This is a genomic window from Janthinobacterium sp. Ant5-2-1 (assembly GCF_001445815.1).
Lineage (GTDB): Bacteria > Pseudomonadota > Gammaproteobacteria > Burkholderiales > Burkholderiaceae_D > Janthinobacterium > Janthinobacterium lividum_E.
The window spans coordinates 16,981-35,667 of sequence record NZ_LNCE01000037.1 but is presented as its reverse complement, the minus strand read 5'-3'; the positions used below and the strand labels follow the sequence as shown (position 1 = coordinate 35,667).

Here is an 18,687-nt window from a genome sequence, read left to right as displayed (position 1 = left end):
GAAGGTGTAGAAACGCGTGCGCTGGTTTATTGCTGAGGCTGCATCTTGCGCACGTCGTTCCTGAAAGCAGAGGTCAGGTTTCACATTGACAGTGACCGTACGCCCGCCGCATGCGCCAGCGCATCGTCGAGCCGGTCGTTGCCCCAGAATAATTCCCCGTTGCTGATGAAGCTGGGGGCGCCGAACAGGTTCAGCGCTTGTGCCTGCTCGGTCTGGCGGCGCAGCCGCAACTTGTTGTCTTGTGTCAAAGCCAGCGCCAGGACGGCGCGCGCATCGAGGCCCAGCTCCTCCAAGGCTTCGCTGACGGCCTCGACGTTGTCGATATCGCGGTCCGCAGCAAAATTCATCGCCATCATGCGGCGCGCAAAGGGCGCAATCCAGCCTTGGTCCGCACCGATCAAGGCCACACGCATGGGCAACAGGGCCGTGCGGGGGAAGGAACTTGGCTTCTGCCATGGCAACGCGTACTTTTCGCACTGGCGCGCCATGTCGCGCCACGTGTAGTCTCCCTTGAGTTTTTGCAAGATGAAGGGCGACGTCTCCCAGCCCAGCGCCTTGAAGACGACGCCCAGCAGGAAGGGTTTCCAGATCACGTGCACCTTCTTTTCACGCGCCAGCGCTTCGATGCGCATGGCGCTCAGGTAGCTGTAGTTGCTGCCGAAATCAAACCAGAATTCCAGTGTGGCCATGGCATCGCTTCCAGGTGGTGGTGCTAGCGGGCCGCCGCCTTGGCGCGCGCCGCGTGCAGTTTCTTGAAGCTGTCGATCAGGCGCTGGTGCCTGTCGAGGCCTTCCAGCTGCATGCTGGTCGGGGTCAGACCGAAGAAGCGCACGCTGCCGTCCACCGAGCCCAGCACCGCATCCATCCGTTCGTTGCCAAACATGCGGCGGAAATTGACGACGTAATCGTCCAGCTCCAGTTCGCCATCGAGTTCCACTTCCAGCACCACGTTCATGGCCTGGTAAAACAGTTTGCGCTCGAGCGTGTTGTCGTTGTACTGCAGGAAGGTTTCCACCAGCTCTTTCGCCTCTTCGAGCTGCTGCAAGGCGAGATGAATCAGCAGCTTCAATTCCAGGGTCGTCAACTGGCCCCACACCGTGTTTTCGTCAAATTCGATGCCGATCAGGGTGGCGATGTCGCCATACTCGTCGAGCTCGCTATTTTCCAGGCGGTCGAGCAAGTCTTCCAGGCTGGCATCGTCCAGGCTATGCAGGTTCAGAATGTCGGCGCGGAACAGCAGCGCCTTGTTGGTGTTGTCCCAAATCAGATCTTCGACCGGATACACTTCCGAATAACCGGGCACGAGGATCCTGCAGGCCGTGGCGCCCAGCTGGTCATACTCGGCCGTGTACACTTCCTTGCCCATGCTGGCCAGGATGCCGAACAGGGTGGCCGCTTCTTCGGCATTCGAGTTTTCGCCGTGGCCGGAAAAATCCCACTCGACGAAATCGTAATCGGCCTTGGCGCTGAAGAAGCGCCACGAGACGATGCCGCTGGAATCGATGAAGTGTTCGACGAAGTTGTTCGGCTCGGTAACGGCTTCACTGGCAAAGGTCGGCTGCGGCAAGTCGTTGAGGCCTTCAAAGCTGCGGCCCTGCAGCAATTCCGTCAGGCTGCGCTCGAGCGCCACTTCCAGGCTCGGGTGCGCGCCGAACGAGGCGAATACGCCGCCCGTGCGCGGGTTCATCAGGGTGACGCACATCACCGGGTACACGCCGCCCAGCGACGCATCCTTGACCAGCACGGGGAAACCCTGTTCTTCCAGTCCTTGGATGCCGGCCAGAATGCCCGGGTATTTCGCCAGCACTTCCTGCGGCACGTCGGGCAGGGCGATTTCGCCTTCGAGGATTTCGCGCTTGACGGCCCGCTCAAAAATTTCCGACAGACATTGCACCTGCGCCTCGACCAGGGTATTGCCGGCGCTCATGCCATTGCTGACATACAGGTTTTCGATCAGGTTCGACGGGAAATATACGACCTCGCCATCGGAGTGGCGCACATACGGCAGCGAGCAGATGCCGCGCTCGGCATTGCCGGAGTTGGTATCGATCAGGTGCGAGCCGCGCAGCTCGCCATCGGGGTTGTAGATGTCCAGGCAATACTCATCGAGTATCTCTTTCGGCAACGCATCCTTGCGGCCCGGCTTGAACCAGCGCTCGTTCGGGTAGTGGACGAATGGCGCGTTGGCGATGTCCTCGCCCCAGAATGAACCGGCGTAGAAATGGTTGTTGCTGAGGCGCTCGATATATTCGCCCAGGGCCGACGCCAGCGCGCTTTCCTTGGTAGCACCCTTGCCGTTGGTGAAACACATGGGCGAATGCGCGTCGCGGATATGCAGCGACCATACATTCGGAATGATGTTGCGCCACGAGGCGATTTCAATCTTGATGCCCAGACCCGCCAGCAGGCCCGACATATTGGCGATGGTCTGTTCCAGCGGCAAATCCTTGCCCACGATATAGGTATTCGCGCCAGGGGCCGGATTCAAGGCCAGCAAGGCCTGGGCGTCGGCGTCCAGGTTCTCGACCTCTTCAATCACGAACTCGGGGCCTGTTTGCACCACTTTTTTGACTGTGCAACGGTCGATCGAACGCAGGATGCCTTGGCGGTCCTTGGCCGAGATATCTGCCGGCAGCTCGACCTGGATCTTGAAGATTTGCTGATAACGGTTTTCCGGATCAACGATATTGTTTTGCGACAGGCGGATGTTTTCGGTGGAAATATTGCGCGTATCGCAATACAACTTCACGAAGTAGGCCGCGCACAGTGCCGATGATGCCAAAAAATAATCGAACGGGCCAGGCGCCGAACCATCGCCCTTGTAGCGGATGGGCTGGTCAGCGATGACCGTAAAATCGTCGAACTTGGCTTCGAGACGCAGCTTGTCGAGAAAGTTGACCTTAATTTCCATGGGGAATCCAATATATGCATAAGTAAGTTAGGCGCTATTATCCGTGCTTTCCGCCGCAGGGCAAAGATTGTTCACTGCGGCTGTGCTGGCCGGGAGCCGTCGGAGCAATGAGGCAGACTGATAAATGAGCGAGGCGACGTAACTGAACATGCGAATAACATTGATGCGTCACGGCGAGCCGCAACTCGCCAAGGGGCGCTGGATAGCGCCCATGCAAATGGGACAGTGGATTGATCTCTACAATCAATCGCTGATCAAGGAGGGGGGCATCCCTGCGGAGTGCCCCGTGGCAGCACTTGCCGCGTCGACCATCGTGGCCAGCACGGCGCCCAGGGCATGTTCGACGGCCAGGGCGCTGGGTGATTTGCCATTCACGCAAGAGGCGATTTTCACGGAAGCGGAGCTTCCCTTTGCGCTCTGGAAAGCGCCCTGGTTGCCACCTCAAGCGTGGGCGGCGATTTTTCGGATGCTCTGGCTTTGCGGTTATGCGCGCGGGTCGGACTCGCTGACGCTCACCCGGCAGCGTGCCAGGGCCGCCGCCGAGCGGCTTGTTGCGCTTGCCGCCAAGGGGCCTGTGCTGCTGGTCGGACATGGCATCATGAATCGCCTGATCGGCAAGGAACTGCAGGCATTGGGTTGGCTTGCCCGCAACAGGCAAGGCAGCCGCTACTGGAGCATGGGCGTGTATGAGTTGTGAAACTGGTGGGTGTGGATCGATACAATAGATGGTAATGTTATCGAAACGCTCAAGCTTTCCCGTTGCGAAGGTCAGCGTCATCCATAAAAAGGCCGTGCCGATGCAAATTTCCATGAATGATGTGATCACCGAGCAAGAAGTGATAGCCCTCTACAAGGCCAACCACTGGTCGTCCGCGGAAAAACCCAAAGAACTGATGGCCGCGCTGCGCAATTCCCACAGCCTGGTGACGGCCCGCGCCGATGGCAAATTGATTGGCATCGGCAATGCCATTTCCGATGGCTATCTGGTTGTCTACTTTCCCCACATGCTCGTCGATCCGATGGCGCAAGGCCAGGGCGTCGGCAGAAAGATGATGGCGGCCATGCTGGAAAAATATGCGGGGTTTCACCAGCAAATGCTGACGGCGGACGGCAAGGCCATCGCGTTCTACGAATCCGTGGGTTTCGTGCGCGCAGGGAAAACAGAGCCCATGTGGATCTATGCGGGCGATGAGCATTGAGTGGTGATGCCGACATAAAAACAGCGGCTGCCCATGCTGGCACAGCCGCTGTTTTCTTACGCAGGCAAGGTGATCAGAACTTCACCCACAGCCGTCCGAAATACGAGGCGCCGTTCAGGCCGAATTGCACGCTGTCGTATTTGAAGCCGTTATCCGTCTCGTCCGCGTTTTGCGTGGTGGGCTTGACGTTGAAGATGTTGTTGCCGCCAAAGGTCAGCTTGGTATTTTTGTTGATACTGTAGGTGAAGCTCAGGTCGGCGGACGTCTTGGCCTTGTAACGGGCGTTCGGTACGCCTTCAGCCGTGCCGCTGAAGGTACCCAGGGTTTGCGGGCCAAAATAGATGATGCGCAAGTCCGATTCCAGCTTGCCCGTGATGTAGTCGAAGCCCAGCGTGGCTTTCGCACGCGGGCCGCCCTGTTCGATGAACAGGCGTTCACGCTCGGACAGCAAGACATCCTCGAAGCCCGTCAGCGAGGCGGGCGTCTTGACTTTCGTCACTTCCGTTTTGCTCAAGTTCAAGGCCAGGAAGGTGTTCAGGCGGTTGCCGGCCAGCTCGCCCTTGTGCGAGGCGGTCAGGTCCAGCCCGCGCGTGCGCGTGTCGATGGAGTTGACGAAGAATTGCGCCTCGCCCACGCCCAGCAGGGCCAGGCGCGCGGCCAGGTCCGGATAGTTGTCGGCATTGAAGCGGCCCGACAGCACGATGCGGTCCTTGATCTTGATGTTGTACAGGTCGGCCGTGACGGAGATGGCTTGCGTCGGCGTCCAGGTGGTGCCCAGTGTAAAACTGGTGGATTTTTCCTCTTTCAACTTCGGGATCCCGGCCGCGTTGGCGACGGTGCCGCCGTTCGGCGCCAGCACCACGTCGGTGGGCACGCCGCCGATGAAGTCGGTGAAGGTGGACGAGAAATACACTTGCTGCAACGATGGCGCGCGGAAACCCGTGCTGGCCGAACCGCGCAGCAGCACGTTCGGCGCCAGCTTGTAGCTGCCGGCCAGTTTGCCTGTGACGGTGGAGCCGAAATCGCTGAATTTTTCATAGCGCAGGGCGGCCTGGGTTTTCAGGCGTTCCGTCCATTCCAGTTCCACGTCGCCATACGCGGCGATGCTGTGGCGCTTGGCCTTCGTGGCGTCGCCGGGCTGGAAGCCGGGGAAGCCCTGGCTGCCCGCATTGCCGCCCACGCCCACGCCGTCCGCGTCGTTGTAGGAGCCCGGTTCGCCAGCCATGATCTTGTATTCCTCACTGCGGTACTCGGCGCCGAAGGCCACGTTCATGCCGCGCATCACCGTGTCGTAGTAACGGCTGAAATCGGCGTTGCTGGTCAGTTGCTGGAACGAGAAGCCGCCCGCGTCGTAGTTGCTGGCGCTGACGCCCTTGCCGCCGTTCATCAGGTCGAGGTTGGCGATCGATGCGTTCAGCGTATTGCTGATGTCGTAGCGCATCTTGTTGTAGCCATAGGTCTGCGAAAAGTCCGCATGCCATTCGCCGATCTGGCTGCGGTGGCCGATGGTGGCGTACTGGTCGTCGATCTTGCCGTTAATGAAGGGCACGAAACCGTCCGGGTACATGGCGGCCGAATTGCGCGATGGAATATCGTCGCTGCCGATGCCGCCCCGGCCAAACGCGGCGCTCGAGGCGTCGCGCGTCTGTGCGCCGGCCGTGAAGTACAGCTTGCCCGTGCCGCTGGTGGCGTAGTCGCCATTGATGTACAGGGTTTTGTTCTTGGATTTGGTGTCGCCGATGATGCGCATGCTGTCGGAATCGGCGCGGTTCGAGCGGCCCCGGTCCAGGTATTCGCCCGTGATGGCAAGCGTGCCCTTGTCGCCCAGCGCGATGCCGCAGTAGGCGGAGGTCATGTAATTCTTGCCGTCGCCTTCGGAATACTGGCTGTAGCCGGCCACCGCTTCGCAGCCCAGGCTTTTCTTCAGTTCGATGTCGATCACGCCGGCAATGGCATCCGAGCCGTACTGGGCGGCGGCGCCGTCGCGCAGCACCTGCACGTTCTTGATGGCCAGCAAAGGAATCGCATTCATGTCCGTGCCCGTGTTGCCGCGGTTGCGGGCGCCGAAAAGGTTGACCAGGGCCGTCGTGTGGCGCCGCTTGCCGTTGACCAGCACGAGGGTCTGGTCGGAACCGAGGCCGCGCAGGGCGGCCGAGTCGATCAGGTCGGCCCCGTCGGCGCCTGTCTGGCGTGTGGAATTGAACGAGGGCGAGATGTATTGCAGCGATTGCGCCAGGTCGAACTGGCCGCCTTGCTCGGCCACCTTGGAAATCGGAATGATATCGACCGGCACCATGGTATCGGTAGAGGAACTGGCGACCCGGCGCGAGCCGACCACGCTGACCGTTTGCACGGGACCTTCTGTGGCCGCAGGGTCGTTGCTCTGCGCCATGGCGGCGGGACTGAAGGCGGCCATGGCGGCGCTGCCGTACAGGCTGATGAGGACTGCTTTATGCAAGGTGGTGAGGGTCGGCACGCAGTATCTCCAAGTGGTATTGTGACTTGATTCTAGTGCCATCATTTCAGCATTCACCAGCGATACTTTGTTTTGTTATTACAAATTTGCTGTAACTGTTGTTTCCTGGTTGATTATCTTTTCGCCGCTGCCCGGCTTGCCTTGTACTGGTGCGGCATGCCCCGTTCAGGTGCTGCGTTGCACCATGCCGCCCACCCAGATTGCCTGCGCGCTGTATTGCACCTCGATCAAACATGGCTGCTGCGTCACGTGGCCCTGATGCAGGCGCAGCGACTGCTGCAAATGGGCAGACAGCGCGCCCGCCGCCACGCCCGTGGCGCTGTCTTCCAGCGCCGGATCGAGGTGGTTGAAGTTGCGTCCCTCATATGTGTTCTCGCCCGTGCGGCAATATGCATAGCAGCCGTTGACCTGATGCAAGGCGCTCCAGTCGGCGATCAGTTCCAGGTTCGGCCGCAGCGCGCGCAGGGTGGTAAGGTCGGCCACTTCCAGCAGCAACTTCGGACTGCCGACCGAGGCGACCACGGGCGGCGACAGCAAATGCATGTGCTGGCCCATCAGTTCCGATGGCACATAATTTTCCACCATGAGGGCCGGCGCCGGCTGCTGCGCCAAACCAATAAATAAATTTTCTGCACGGCGCACCAGCTGCAAGGCTTGCCCGCGCATGGCCGTGGTGACTGTCAAGGCTGCCGGGGCGCCAGGCGCCGTCAGCAGCACATGTGCGGCTGCCAGGGTAGCGTGCAGGCACAGGGGACTGCGCGTGTGCGGATAAAAATAGTCGAGCACGATGCCGCCGTCCGCTTGTCGGTCGAGGAAGACGCAGGCGCTGACCTGGCGTTCACGGGCAAATTGTTGGTGCGCCGTTTCGCTGCTGTCGTCGTTTTCCACGACCAGCGCCGCATTGCCGCCACCGGGTGCTGCGCCGAAACATTTCAATAAGTGGACGATCATGGTGGACGAGACGTAAGGTAAAACACCAGCATAACCGAGAAGCCGTATTCCAGATGCGTATAATATACTGTGTTTATATACAGTATTGAGGTAGATCATGTGGGGCGCCGTCTTACCCGAGTATGCTGAGTTGTACTGCCTGAGCAATTTCAGCTTCCTGCATGGGGCCTCGCATGCGGAAGAGCTGGTGGCGCGCGCCGTCCAGCTCGGATACAAGGGGCTGGCCATTACGGACGAGTGCTCGCTGGCGGGCGTCGTGCGCGCGCATGCGGCGGCCAAGCGGGCCGGTTTTCCGCTGATCATCGGCGCGCATTTTCATTTGACGCAGGCCGACGGCAGTCCGGCCCTGTCCTTGCTGGCGCTGGTGCGGGACATCGACGGTTACGGCAATTTGTCTGAACTGATTACCATGGCGCGTACGCGGGCGGCCAAGGGGCGCTATTTGCTGACGCCTGACGATTTTGCCGCGCCTTCGGCGGAGTTTGCGCATTTGCGGGGGCTGCCCGGTTGCCTGATGATCTTGCTGCCCAGCTACCCGGCCCAGCCGGAAACCGTGCGCGGGCAGGGAGAGTGGATGGCGGCCACCTTTGGCGGCGAGCGCAGCTGGATCGGCCTGAACCTGCTGCAGCGGGCGCAGGATGACGCGCACCGCGGCGCCGTGCAGGCGGCCGCGCAGGCGCAGGGTTTACCCGTGGTGGCCATCGGCCACGTGTGCATGCACGTGCGTTCGCGCAAGCCCCTGCTCGACACCTTGTGCGCGATCCGCGTGGGCAAGCCCGTGAGCGAGTGCGGTTATGCGCTGGCGCAAAATGCGGAGCAGCATTTGCGCGCGCGCCTGCGCCTGGCCAATGTGTATCCGCCGCAGGCGCTGGCGGAAACCTTGCGCATCGCGGACCTGTGCAAATTCTCGCTCGACAGCCTGTGCTATGACTATCCCGACGAACTGGTGCCGGGCGGCCACACGCCGGCGACGTATCTGCGCGAGGAAACGTATGCGGGCGCGCGCCTTCGCTTTCCGCTGGGTATTCCAGCCAACGTGCAGGAGCAGATCGAGCAGGAGCTGGAGCTGATCGCCGAGCTGTCGTATGAAGCCTACTTTTTGACCGTGTACGATATCGTGCGCTTTGCCCGCTCGCAAAACATCCTGTGCCAGGGCAGGGGCTCGGCCGCCAATTCGGCCGTCTGCTATTGCCTGCACATCACGGAAGTGGACCCGGCACGCGGCAATTCGCTGGTCGGGCGTTTCATGTCGCGCGAGCGCAACGAGCCGCCCGACATCGACGTCGACTTCGAGCACCAGCGGCGCGAAGAGGTGATTCAATATATCTACGGCAAATATGGGCGCGAGCGGGCCGCGCTGGCCGCCGTGGTGATCAGCTACCGGCCGAAAAGTGCCTTGCGCGACAGCGGCCGGGCGCTGGGAATCGACCTGGCCATCGTGGAAAAAGTGGCCAAGGCGCACCGCTGGTTCGACGGCAAGCGCGATCTGCTGGAGCGCCTGGCCGAATGCGGGCTCGACCCGGAGGCGGCATTGTCGCAGCAGTGGGCCGGCCTGGCGCAGCAGCTGCTGGGCTTTCCCCGCCATCTGTCGCAGCATCCGGGTGGCTTCGTCATTGCGCATGGAAAGTTGTCGCGCCTGGTGCCGATTGAAAACGCCACCATGGCTGAGCGCACCGTCATCGAGTGGGACAAGAACGACCTCGAGGAGCTGGGCTTGATGAAGGTCGACGTGCTGGCGCTGGGCATGCTGTCGGCTCTGCGTCGCGCCCTGGAACTGGTCGGTGCGCGGCGCGGCGAGGAGTTCCGCCTGCAGGATATTCCCCGCGAAGACCCTGCCACCTACGACATGATGTGCGAGGCCGACACCATCGGCGTGTTCCAGATCGAGTCGCGCGCGCAGATGAGCATGCTGCCCCGGCTGCGTCCCCGTGAATTCTACGACCTCGTCATCGAGGTGGCGCTCGTGCGACCCGGCCCCATCCAGGGCGGCATGGTGCATCCGTATCTGCAGCGCCGCCAGCAGAAAGAACCGGTCGAGTATCCGAAGGGGCTGGAAAAGGCGCTGGGGCGTACTCTCGGCATTCCCATTTTCCAGGAACAGGTGATGCAGGTGGCCATCATCGCCGCCGATTTCACGCCCGGCGAAGCTGACCAGTTGCGGCGCGCCATGGCGGCCTGGAAACGCAAGGGTGGCATGAACAATTACCATGACCGCATCGTCAATGCCATGGTGGACAATGGCTATGAGAAAAAGTTTGCCGAGGCCATCTTCAGCCAGATCGAGGGCTTTGGCGAATACGGCTTTCCGGAGTCGCACGCGGCCAGTTTCGCGCTGCTGACGTACGCCAGTTCCTGGCTGAAATGCCACGAGCCAGCCGCCTTTCTGTGCGCCTTGCTCAACAGTCAGCCCATGGGCTTTTACAGCCCCTCGCAACTGCTGCAGGATGGTCGCCGGCATGGCGTGCAAGTGTTGCCCGTCGATGTGGCCGTCAGCGGCTGGGAAGCGACGTTGGAAGAGACTGCGGAAGGGGCCGCGCCCGCCGTGCGCCTGGGCTTGAACAGCCTGTTCGGCATGCGCGCCGAGGCGGCTCAGCGCATTGAGGATGCGCGCGCCATCGCCGATTTTATCGACGTGGCCGACCTGGCGCGGCGTGGCGGCCTGGATCGTCATGATTTGCAGGTGCTGGCCGCCGGCAATGCGCTGCACGCGCTGGCGGGCCACCGACGCGCGGCGCTGTGGCAGGCAGCCGGGGCCGTGCCTGACAAGGATTTGCTGCGCGCCACCACGCAAGAGGAAGACTTGCCCGTGCTGGCCGCCCCGACGGAAGGCGAGAGCATCGTCAGCGACTACCGCGCGCAAGGCCTGACCCTGGGCCGCCACCCGCTGGCGCTGCTGCGCAAGCAACTGCTGGAACAGCGTTTCATGCCGGCGTCCGCGCTGGCCAGCTACACGGATGGTCAGCTGGCGCGCGCCTGCGGCATCGTCACCGTGCGCCAGCGCCCGGGCACGGCCAAGGGCGTGATCTTCATGACACTGGAAGACGAGACGGGCACGGTCAACGTCATCGTCTGGCCAGACTTGGTGGAAAGCCAGCGGCGCGAAGTGCTGAGCGCGCCGTTGCTGGGCGTGTACGGCATATGGCAGCGCGAGGGCATCGTGCGCAACTTGGTGGCCAAGCGCCTGGTCGACATGTCGCATTTGTTGGGACGCTTGCGCACCAGCAGCCGGGATTTCTGTTGAGAGTTGCAGGCGGGGAGGAGGGCATGGCATTATTTGAATATGACAACATTACCCGAACCGACACTGCGTCCCGCCCTCGTCGCCGACGCGCCCGCCATCGTTGCCCTGATCGACGACTTGATGCCCTTTTTGACCCTGCATCCCGATGGTGCGGGGGCGGAAAAGTTCATCGAAAACTGCCGCCAGCCGGCCATCGAAAATTACCTGTCGCTGCCGAACTATCATTACCAGCTCGCGCATATCGGCGGCGAACTGGCCGGCGTCGTGGCCATGCGCGACAACACGCACCTGTTCCACATGTTCGTGCCGCGCGCCCTGCACCGGCGCGGCATGGCGCGCCGTTTATGGCAGGCCGCCCGCGATGCATCGCTGGCCCAGGGCGGCGTGACGGCCTTTACCGTCAACTCCTCGGCCTATGCCTTGCCCCTGTACCAAAGCCTGGGCTTTGTCGCAACGGGGCCGAAGGTAGAGACAGGCGGGATTGCCTTCGTGCCGATGCGCATGGAATTGACGGCCTGATTACCAGCGCACGATCTTGCCCGGATTCATGATGTTCTTCGGATCGAGTGCGTGCTTGATGGCGCGCATGGTGTCGATGGCGCCTACACCATGTTCTTCCACGAGGAAAGCCATCTTGTGCATGCCCACGCCATGTTCGCCCGTGCACGTGCCGTCCATGCCGATGGCGCGCGTGACCATGTCGCTGTTGACCTTTTCCGCGCGCGCGATGTCGGCCGGGTCGTCGGGGTCGACCAGCATCTGCACGTGGAAATTGCCGTCGCCCACGTGGCCGATGATGGCGTAGACGAGGCCCTGCGCCTCGCAATCGGCCTTGGTGGCGAGAATGCATTCGGCCAGGCGCGAAATCGGCACGCAGCAATCGGTGGAAATGGCGCGGCTGCCGGGGCGCATCTGCAGCAGGGCGAAATACGCATTGTGGCGCGCGGCCCACAGGCGCGAGCGCTCTTCGGGGCGACTGGCCCACTCGAAATCGCTGGCGCCATGTTCGGCCGTGATGGCTTGCACCAGCTGCGCCTGCTCGGCTACGCTGGCCGGCGTGCCGTGGAATTCAAACAGCAGCAGCGGTTTTTGCGGCAAGGCCATCTTGTCATAGGCATTGATGGCTTTGACGCCATTTTCATCGAGAAACTCGACCCGCGCCACAGGAATACCCATCTGGATGGTCTGGATCACGGCGCTGACGGCTTCGCCCGTGCCGGGAAATGAACAGACGGCCGCCGAGATCGCTTCCGGCAGCGGATACAGTTTGACCGTCACTTCCGTGATGATGCCCAACGTCCCTTCGCTGCCGACGAACAAGCGCGTCAGGTCGTAGCCGGCCGACGATTTTTTCGCCCTGGTTCCCGTCTTGATGATGCGGCCATCGGCCGTCACCACTGTCAGGGCCAGCACGTTTTCGCGCATGGTGCCGTAGCGCACGGCGTTCGTGCCCGAGGCGCGCGTGGCCGCCATGCCACCCAGCGACGCATTGGCGCCCGGGTCGATGGGGAAGAACAGGCCCGTGTCGCGGATTTCTTCATTGAGCTGCTTGCGCGTCACGCCCGCCTGCACGGTGGCCGTCAAGTCTTCACCATGCACGGCCACCATCTGCTTCATTTGCGACAGATCAATCGTCACGCCGCCATGCAGGGCCAGCACATGGCCTTCGAGCGAAGTGCCGCTGCCGTAGGCGATGATGGGCACGTCGTGCGCGCTGCACAGTTTGACGGCGGCCGCCACTTCCTCGGTGGAATGGGCGAAGATGACGGCGTCCGGCAGCATGGGGGGATAGCTCGACTCGTCGCGTCCATGGTGTTCGCGCATGGCTTGCGTCATGGAAAAGCGGTCGGCAAAGATCAGGGAAAGTACGGCAGCAAGGGATTCTGGCAGCGGTTTTTTCAGTACCGTCAACTGGTCAGTTTGATTCACGCAAGTCCTCCGTTTTTTTTATTCTACCCCGCACCTGGAGATTTCACCGAAGCACCATTTTTGCCAGTTGTAAAAAAATCCGCATGGTGTGCCGTGCATTGGTTGTAAATGAGAATCATTTCTATTAAAATGCCCGCCAGTAGTTATTTTGCAATGCGTGCTTCAACCCGAAAGGCCATGCCCATGAGATTTCCCCTGTCCTTCGCCGCCGTCCTGCCCGCCTGCGTACTGGCCCTGAGCGCCTGCAGCAGCGTCGCACCCGTCACCGGTGCCGGCGCCACCGCCGTTGCGCCTGCCGCGGCGCAAGACGTGCGCCAGCTGGGCCAGATCGTCGACCTGCGCAGCGGCCAGCGCGTGACTGCCGAGCAATTGCTGGCCCAGCTGGCCGCCGCACCGCGTGTCATCGTGGGCGAGCAGCATGACCAGCTCAGCCATCACCAGATCGAGCAATGGCTGCTGCAGCAGTTGCAGGGCCAGCGTCCGCAAGGCAGCGTGCTGCTGGAAATGCTGAACCCGGACCAGCAAGCCAAGGTGGACAAGGTCAAGCCGTGGCTGCAGACGGACCCCGTCGTGCGCCCCGAACACGTGGCCGAGCTGCTGGCCTGGCAGCCGAACTGGAAGTGGGCGCAATATGGCGACCTGGTGATGACCGCGATGCGCGCGCCGTATCCCGTCTGGTCCGCCAACCTGGACCGCAGCGAGATCAAGCAAATGTTCATCGACAAGCCGGCCGTGCAGGGCAAGCATTCGAACCTGGCCAACGATGGCAAGGTGCATGACAAATTGAAAGACATCATCCGCGTCATGCATGACAACCAGATCGACGAACCGCGCCTGGCCGCCATGCTGTCGGTGCAGCAGCAGCGCGACCGCCGCATGGCCGAGCGCCTGCTGGCCGCGCCCGCGCCTGCCGTGCTGATCGCCGGCGCCTACCATGCGCACAAGGACCTGGGCGTGCCGCTGCACGTGCAGGACTTGACGGGCGGCCCCGCGCCGCTGGTGCTGGTTCTGGTGCAGCAGGGCGCGACGGTGCTGGCGCCGCAGGCCGATTTCGTCTGGTTCACGCCGGTTGTGGCGCCCGCCGTCGCTAGCGCCAAGTAAACCGTTTTACCTCCGCCGGGCGTTCAGCCCGGCATTCTCTCCCAGCAAGCTTCTTCGCAGCAGCCAGGTAGTCCGTCCGATTTTTTTGCATGCGCGTGCGCGCCGTTGGCGCAGCCATGCCTGTTACCTGTTGAAGCTCCCATGCGTATCTCCTGTCTGAAAAACGCTACCTGCGGCGTATTGCTGTCCCTGTTGCATGCCACGGCGCAAGCGTCCGCCTTGCCGCACGATATGTCGCCGTTGGGCATGTTTTTCGCTGCTGACCAGGTCGTCAAAAGCGTGCTTATCGGCTTGCTGGTCGCCGCGCTGGCCACCTGGGTGGTCTTGCTGGTGAAGGGCGCCAGTTTGCTGCAGGCCCGGCGCGCGGCGGCGCAAGCCGTCGCCGTTCTGAAGACGGCCACCTCCTTGCCGGACGCGGCAGCAAAGAGCGGGGCATCCGTGCTGGCGCAACAGCTGCTCGGCGACGTGCAGCAGGAACTGACTCTGTCGCACTCCAGCGCGCCGGCGGCGGCCCTGAAGGAGCGGGCCGGCTTTCGCCAGGAACAGTTCATTGCGCAGCAGGTACGCGCCATGACGCAAGGCATCGGCCTGCTCGCCAGCATCGGCGCCGTGGCGCCGTTTGTCGGCCTGTTCGGCACCGTGTGGGGCATCATGAACAGCTTTATCGGCATCGCCGCCAGCCAGAGCACGAACCTGGCGACCGTCGCGCCCGGCATCGCGGAAGCTTTGCTGGCCACCGCCCTGGGCCTGGTGGCGGCGATTCCCGCCGTTGTCATCTACAACGTCTTGAGCCGCGGCATCAACCAGTACAAAGCGCAACTGCGCGCCGCTTCCGCGCAAGTGCTGTTGATGCTCAGTCGCGACCTCGACACGCGCAAGCAGGCCTGAGCCATGGCTTCCCTGTTTCCTTCGTCGGACGACGACACTGCCGACATGCCGGAGCTCTGCGAGATCAATGTCACGCCCTTCATCGACGTGATGCTGGTGCTCCTGATCATCTTCATGGTGGTCTCGCCGCTGGCCACCGTCGACCTGAAAATCGACTTGCCGGCCGCCACGGCCAAGCCTGAACCGCGTCCCGAGAAACCCCTGTTCGTTTCCCTGAAAGCGGACCGCAGCCTGTACCTGGGCGAAGCGCCCGTGGCGCGCGAGCAGCTGGGCAGCCTGCTCGACGCGCAGACGGGCGGCGACCGCCAGCGCACCCTGTTTTTCCAGGCCGACAAGCAAGCCGCGTATGAAGACGTGCTGGGCGTGATGGATACCCTGCGCCAGGCCGGTTATCTGAAAGTGGGCCTGGTCGGCCGGGAGGGCGGGTGAATCCGCGTCCGATATTGAGCTGGGGCATTGCCACGTCGCTGGTGGCGGCCGCCGCGCTGGCGCTGCTGCTGTGGGCGGGCTGGCAGCCCGCCACCGTCGTGCGCACGCAGCCGCCCGCCAGCGTGATGGTGGTATTTGCCGCGCAAGCGATGTCGCCGGAAACACGGCAAGCGGCAACGGCAGGGGCGCGCCAGTCGGCAGCGTCCAGTGCCGCCCGGCCGCCAAAGAGTGCAGTCCGGGAAGAGGCGACGCCCGTGCTGGCGCGTGCCGCCGCACCGGAGATTGTCGTTGCGGAAAAAGAGGAAAAAGCGGCGGCCAGTCCATCTGACGAGCCTGGCAAGGATGCCGTCAAGGAAGAATCCATACCCGCGCAGGCCAGCATCAGCGCCACGCCGGCGCCCGCGGCCGTGCGCGGTCTGCAGGCGGCGCCGTTCGATAGCGATACGCCGTCGACCAATGCGGCGCCCGCCAGCTGGCAAAGCCGGGTGCTGGGCCACCTGGCCCACTTCAAGCGCTATCCGGGCGATGCGCGCCAGCGCAAGCGGGCCGGCGCCGCCTGGGTGCGCTTCCAGGTGGACCGCGACGGCAAGCTGCTGGCCAGCGAGCTGGTCACTTCATCGGGCACGGTGCTGCTCGACCGCGAAGCGCTGCAAGTGCTTGAGCGCGCGCAACCGCTGCCGGCGCCGCCCGACAACGTCCTGCGCCAGGGCACGGTGACGGTGACCTTGCCCGTGTCGTTCAAGCTCGACGCCGGGAGCGGTCACGGCGCCAGCTGAATTTTCAATCACATAAGAAATCGAGGGTGTATGCATATCAAGACAATGACGCAGGCCGTGGGCATCTGCATGGCCTTGCTCGCGCAGCAGGGATGGGCGCAACAGGCACAAGAGAGTGGCAAGGTCGAATTTTCGCCGCTGAATGTCTCGGGTGAAACGGTTTCCGTGGAACAGCAGGCGCTGGAAAAACCGGGCGCCGTCAGCGCGCGCGGCGCCGATACGCGCTTGCAGCCGGTAGACCAGATACTGCGCGGCATGCCGGGCACGTTTACCCAGATCGATCCGGCGCAGGGCGCCGTCAGCGTGAACATCCGCGGCCTGTCCGGCTTTGGCCGGGTCAACACCATGGTCGATGGCGTGACGCAGAATTACTATGGCAGCGCACCGTCGGAAGTGGCGCATGGTAGCGTGCCCAGCAGCCAGTTCGGCGCCCTGATCGACCCGAATTTCATCATCGGCGTGGACGTGTCGCGCGGTAATGCCGTTGGCGGCGACGGCGTCAATGCGCTGGGCGGCAGCGCCAACTTCCGCACCATCGGCGTCGATGACGTGGTGTTTGCGGGCGAAAAGGTGGGCGCGCGCACGAAGATGTCTGCTGGCAATAACGGCGTGGGACGCAGCGCCATGCTGGCCGTGGCCATGAAAAATTCCGCCTTCGATGGCGGCAGCGTGGGCTTCATGGCCGCCACGAGCGCGAGTGTGATCGGCAACAACTACAAGAATGGCAAGGGCACGGACAGCGAGCAATTCGGCTTCGGCTACAACCGTTTCTATCAACAAAAGCCGAAGTCGCAATTGCTCAAACTGGACGTCAAACTGAGCGACTTCCATGCGCTGGAACTGTCGGCGCGCGATTATCGCAATACGTTCACGCGCCGCGATATCCGGAGTGATGATTACTATGTGAAATATCACTACACGCCGTTTTCGGAATTGATCGACCTCAACGTGATGGCCAGCAGCAGCCGCGGCAAGCAGAAATACATGCCGGAAGCCTTGATCAATTTCGTCAACACGAGCACGGCCAACCGCGCCGACGCCTTCGACATCAACAACACGAGCAGCTTCAAGCTGGCGGGCGGCGATGCGCTGGTGACCGTGGGCGGCAAGCTGATGCGCAATCAATACAGCAAGCACGTGGAAAGCCTCGTCGACGATCCCGACAATCCGGACGCGAACCGGCAATCGATTGAAAACAATACCTTTGGCCCGGCCGGCAAGCAAAAGATCGACAGCCTGTATGCGGGCCTGCAATACAACCGCGATATCTATCAGATCAATGCCGGGCTGAACGCCACGCGTTTCGAATTGACAGGCTACAAGCCGGCCTGCGACGAGCGCGTGAAATGTTTCCCGCAAGGGGAGGCGTATATCGCGCTGAAGGAACACGGCATCAATCCTTCGCTGCTCGTTTCCGCACAGGTGACGCCATGGTTCCAGCCGTTTGCCAGCGCCGAGCGCACCATGCGCGGGCCGAATCCGCAGGAAGTGTTTTTCTCGAACGATGGCGGGGCGTCGATGAACCCTTTCCTGAAGGGAGAAAAGGCGACGACCTATCAGCTGGGTTTCAATTCCAGCCTGCACGGTTTGCTGAGCGCGAACGATGCGCTGAACTTCAAGGCCCTGTATTTCAAGAGCAAGATCGACGGCTATATCACCAGCCAGTCCTTCCTCGTCTGCGATAACGGGCGCAAGTGCAATATGTCGGAAGTGATCGCCACGGACTGGGAGACGGTCGATGAATATGTGACGAATATGTATATCTACATCAACTCGGCCACGCCCGTGCGCACGCGCGGCTGGGAGCTGGAAGCGCAGTACCAGTTGGGCCCGGCTTTTGCGCGCCTGTCGTACACGCGTGAGAAGACCAGTCAGCCCACCTCGATCGCCAGCGCGTGGTTTGGCGCGTCCGACATCAGCGAGCTGCCCAGCACCTACTACAACCTCGACGTGGGCACGCGCCTGCTGGACAATAAAATGGAAATCGGCGCCATCATCAAGCACACGGGTGCGAACCGCCGCCTGTCGCCGGACAATGAAGCCGATGAGGCGACGGGCGAAGTACTCAAGGCAGACAATCCGAAGATCCCGGCCGTGATCGATTTGTATGCGAGCTGGCAGGTGACGAAAAACCTGTTCCTGCGGCTGTCCGTGCAGAACGCCATGGACAAGAATTATTCGGAAGCGCTGAACCGCTTGAACTCGATGCCGTCGCAGTCGAACGACAATACGCCGATGAGTACGGCGCGGGGGAGGACGTATGTGACAGGGCTGGAGTACCGGTTTTAAGGTAGACCCCAGCCCTGCGCTATGGCTTAATTAGTACTCGCGCGGCGTCGTTCCATAATAGCTGTGGATCGACGTGGCCCAGGCTTGGTCCGCCATGTTCGGCCAGTTATCCGTGTCGAAGCCGGGCGCGTTTTCGATGCGCTCCTTGTCGACGTTGAGGGTGAAGCGCTTGTTGACGGTGTCGAGCAGTAGCGCTTCCCACGGCACGGCGAACAGCTTTTCGCCGATGGTGAAGACACCGCCGTGCGACATGACGGCGTAGGCGATTTTGCCGCTGCGCATGTCGATCATGATTTCCTTGATTTCGCCCAGATGTTCATCCTTGGCGTTGTGCACATGGTCGCCGATCAGGGTGTCGGCACCCATCAGTTCCGGGCCGGGACCTTTGTGGCCGCGGTTGACATACATGCCGTAGGCGTCGCGTTCTTCGTAGCTCATGATGGACCTCCTGTTGAAAATGCCAGTCTGCCGCCAGGGTGCGGCAGGGTCTGTTCGCT

The 18,687-nt window shown here is 62.1% G+C and carries 15 protein-coding genes; 9 read left to right on the top strand and 6 right to left on the bottom strand.

The window, feature by feature from the left end:
* Nucleotides 1–80: 80 nt before the first annotated feature.
* Both ASN89_RS13260 and ASN89_RS13255 read right to left on the bottom strand, forming a co-directional pair.
* A complete protein-coding gene (locus ASN89_RS13260) occupies nt 81–689 on the bottom strand; it encodes a 2-hydroxychromene-2-carboxylate isomerase (protein ID WP_058049578.1) in 609 nt (202 codons plus the stop codon).
* Nucleotides 690–712: 23 nt separating this feature from the next.
* Nucleotides 713–2,911, bottom strand: a complete 2,199-nt coding sequence (locus ASN89_RS13255) for an OsmC domain/YcaO domain-containing protein (RefSeq protein WP_058049577.1) — start codon at nt 2,909–2,911, stop codon at nt 713–715.
* Nucleotides 2,912–3,059: 148 nt separating this feature from the next.
* Between ASN89_RS13255 and ASN89_RS13250 the strand changes: the two genes are divergently transcribed.
* Complete coding sequence (locus tag ASN89_RS13250; RefSeq protein ID WP_058049576.1) at nt 3,060–3,608, top strand: histidine phosphatase family protein; 549 nt, start codon at nt 3,060–3,062, stop codon at nt 3,606–3,608.
* A gap of 112 nt (nt 3,609–3,720) precedes the next feature.
* Nucleotides 3,721–4,110, top strand: coding sequence for a GNAT family N-acetyltransferase (locus ASN89_RS13245; RefSeq protein WP_200969032.1), 390 nt, complete (start codon nt 3,721–3,723; stop codon nt 4,108–4,110).
* 73 nt (nt 4,111–4,183) lie between these two features.
* Here ASN89_RS13245 and ASN89_RS13240 read toward each other — a convergent pair whose 3' ends face one another.
* A complete protein-coding gene (locus tag ASN89_RS13240; protein ID WP_082654555.1) occupies nt 4,184–6,586 on the bottom strand; it encodes a TonB-dependent receptor in 2,403 nt (800 codons plus the stop codon).
* Between the two features lie 165 nt (nt 6,587–6,751).
* Nucleotides 6,752–7,537, bottom strand: coding sequence for a PhzF family phenazine biosynthesis protein (locus ASN89_RS13235; protein WP_058049575.1), 786 nt, complete (start codon nt 7,535–7,537; stop codon nt 6,752–6,754).
* 97 nt (nt 7,538–7,634) lie between these two features.
* Between ASN89_RS13235 and ASN89_RS13230 the strand changes: the two genes are divergently transcribed.
* Nucleotides 7,635–10,778: an error-prone DNA polymerase gene (locus tag ASN89_RS13230; RefSeq protein ID WP_058049574.1), complete on the top strand. Its 3,144-nt coding sequence runs from the start codon at nt 7,635–7,637 to the stop codon at nt 10,776–10,778.
* A 39-nt stretch (nt 10,779–10,817) separates the two neighbouring features.
* Nucleotides 10,818–11,297: a GNAT family N-acetyltransferase gene (locus tag ASN89_RS13225; protein WP_235501963.1), complete on the top strand. Its 480-nt coding sequence runs from the start codon at nt 10,818–10,820 to the stop codon at nt 11,295–11,297.
* Here the strand turns inward: ASN89_RS13225 and ASN89_RS13220 are convergent, their stop codons facing one another.
* The gene (locus tag ASN89_RS13220) at nt 11,298–12,707 is read right to left on the bottom strand and encodes an FAD-binding oxidoreductase (RefSeq protein ID WP_058049573.1); all 1,410 of its coding nucleotides are present in this window, start codon (nt 12,705–12,707) and stop codon (nt 11,298–11,300) included.
* A 183-nt stretch (nt 12,708–12,890) separates the two neighbouring features.
* Between ASN89_RS13220 and ASN89_RS13215 the strand changes: the two genes are divergently transcribed.
* From ASN89_RS13215 to ASN89_RS13195, 5 genes are all read left to right on the top strand, one after another.
* A complete protein-coding gene (locus ASN89_RS13215; protein ID WP_058049572.1) occupies nt 12,891–13,808 on the top strand; it encodes a ChaN family lipoprotein in 918 nt (305 codons plus the stop codon).
* Between the two features lie 141 nt (nt 13,809–13,949).
* Complete coding sequence (exbB, locus tag ASN89_RS13210; protein WP_058049571.1) at nt 13,950–14,696, top strand: tonB-system energizer ExbB; 747 nt, start codon at nt 13,950–13,952, stop codon at nt 14,694–14,696.
* Nucleotides 14,697–14,699: 3 nt separating this feature from the next.
* Nucleotides 14,700–15,125 carry a TonB system transport protein ExbD gene (gene exbD, locus ASN89_RS13205; protein ID WP_058049570.1) on the top strand — a complete coding sequence of 142 codons (426 nt, stop codon included), beginning with the start codon at nt 14,700–14,702 and terminating at the stop codon, nt 15,123–15,125.
* Nucleotides 15,122–15,901, top strand: a complete 780-nt coding sequence (locus tag ASN89_RS13200) for an energy transducer TonB (protein ID WP_058049569.1) — start codon at nt 15,122–15,124, stop codon at nt 15,899–15,901. The genes exbD and ASN89_RS13200 overlap by 4 nt, the downstream gene beginning before the upstream one ends.
* 30 nt (nt 15,902–15,931) lie before the next feature.
* Nucleotides 15,932–18,190: a TonB-dependent receptor domain-containing protein gene (locus ASN89_RS13195; RefSeq protein WP_058049568.1), complete on the top strand. Its 2,259-nt coding sequence runs from the start codon at nt 15,932–15,934 to the stop codon at nt 18,188–18,190.
* Nucleotides 18,191–18,220: 30 nt separating this feature from the next.
* On the opposite strand, the gene ASN89_RS13190 is transcribed toward ASN89_RS13195, so the two are convergent.
* The gene (locus ASN89_RS13190; protein WP_034750714.1) at nt 18,221–18,628 is read right to left on the bottom strand and encodes a PRC-barrel domain-containing protein; all 408 of its coding nucleotides are present in this window, start codon (nt 18,626–18,628) and stop codon (nt 18,221–18,223) included.
* Between the last annotated feature and the right edge of the window lie 59 nt (nt 18,629–18,687).

Bases quoted from the DNA above. Each gene is read 5' to 3' on its own strand.
- exbD (WP_058049570.1), top strand. From the start codon at position 14,700: ATGGCTTCCCTGTTTCCTTCGTCGGACGACGACACTGCCGACATGCCG.
- exbB (WP_058049571.1), top strand. From the start codon at position 13,950: ATGCGTATCTCCTGTCTGAAAAACGCTACCTGCGGCGTATTGCTGTCC.
- ASN89_RS13230 (WP_058049574.1), top strand. From the start codon at position 7,635: ATGTGGGGCGCCGTCTTACCCGAGTATGCTGAGTTGTACTGCCTGAGC.
- ASN89_RS13260 (WP_058049578.1), bottom strand. From the start codon at position 689: ATGGCCACACTGGAATTCTGGTTTGATTTCGGCAGCAACTACAGCTAC.
- ASN89_RS13190 (WP_034750714.1), bottom strand. From the start codon at position 18,628: ATGAGCTACGAAGAACGCGACGCCTACGGCATGTATGTCAACCGCGGC.
- ASN89_RS13255 (WP_058049577.1), bottom strand. From the start codon at position 2,911: ATGGAAATTAAGGTCAACTTTCTCGACAAGCTGCGTCTCGAAGCCAAG.
- ASN89_RS13245 (WP_200969032.1), top strand. From the start codon at position 3,721: ATGAATGATGTGATCACCGAGCAAGAAGTGATAGCCCTCTACAAGGCC.
- ASN89_RS13195 (WP_058049568.1), top strand. From the start codon at position 15,932: ATGCATATCAAGACAATGACGCAGGCCGTGGGCATCTGCATGGCCTTG.
- ASN89_RS13250 (WP_058049576.1), top strand. From the start codon at position 3,060: ATGCGAATAACATTGATGCGTCACGGCGAGCCGCAACTCGCCAAGGGG.
- ASN89_RS13235 (WP_058049575.1), bottom strand. From the start codon at position 7,537: ATGATCGTCCACTTATTGAAATGTTTCGGCGCAGCACCCGGTGGCGGC.
- ASN89_RS13225 (WP_235501963.1), top strand. From the start codon at position 10,818: ATGACAACATTACCCGAACCGACACTGCGTCCCGCCCTCGTCGCCGAC.
- ASN89_RS13215 (WP_058049572.1), top strand. From the start codon at position 12,891: ATGAGATTTCCCCTGTCCTTCGCCGCCGTCCTGCCCGCCTGCGTACTG.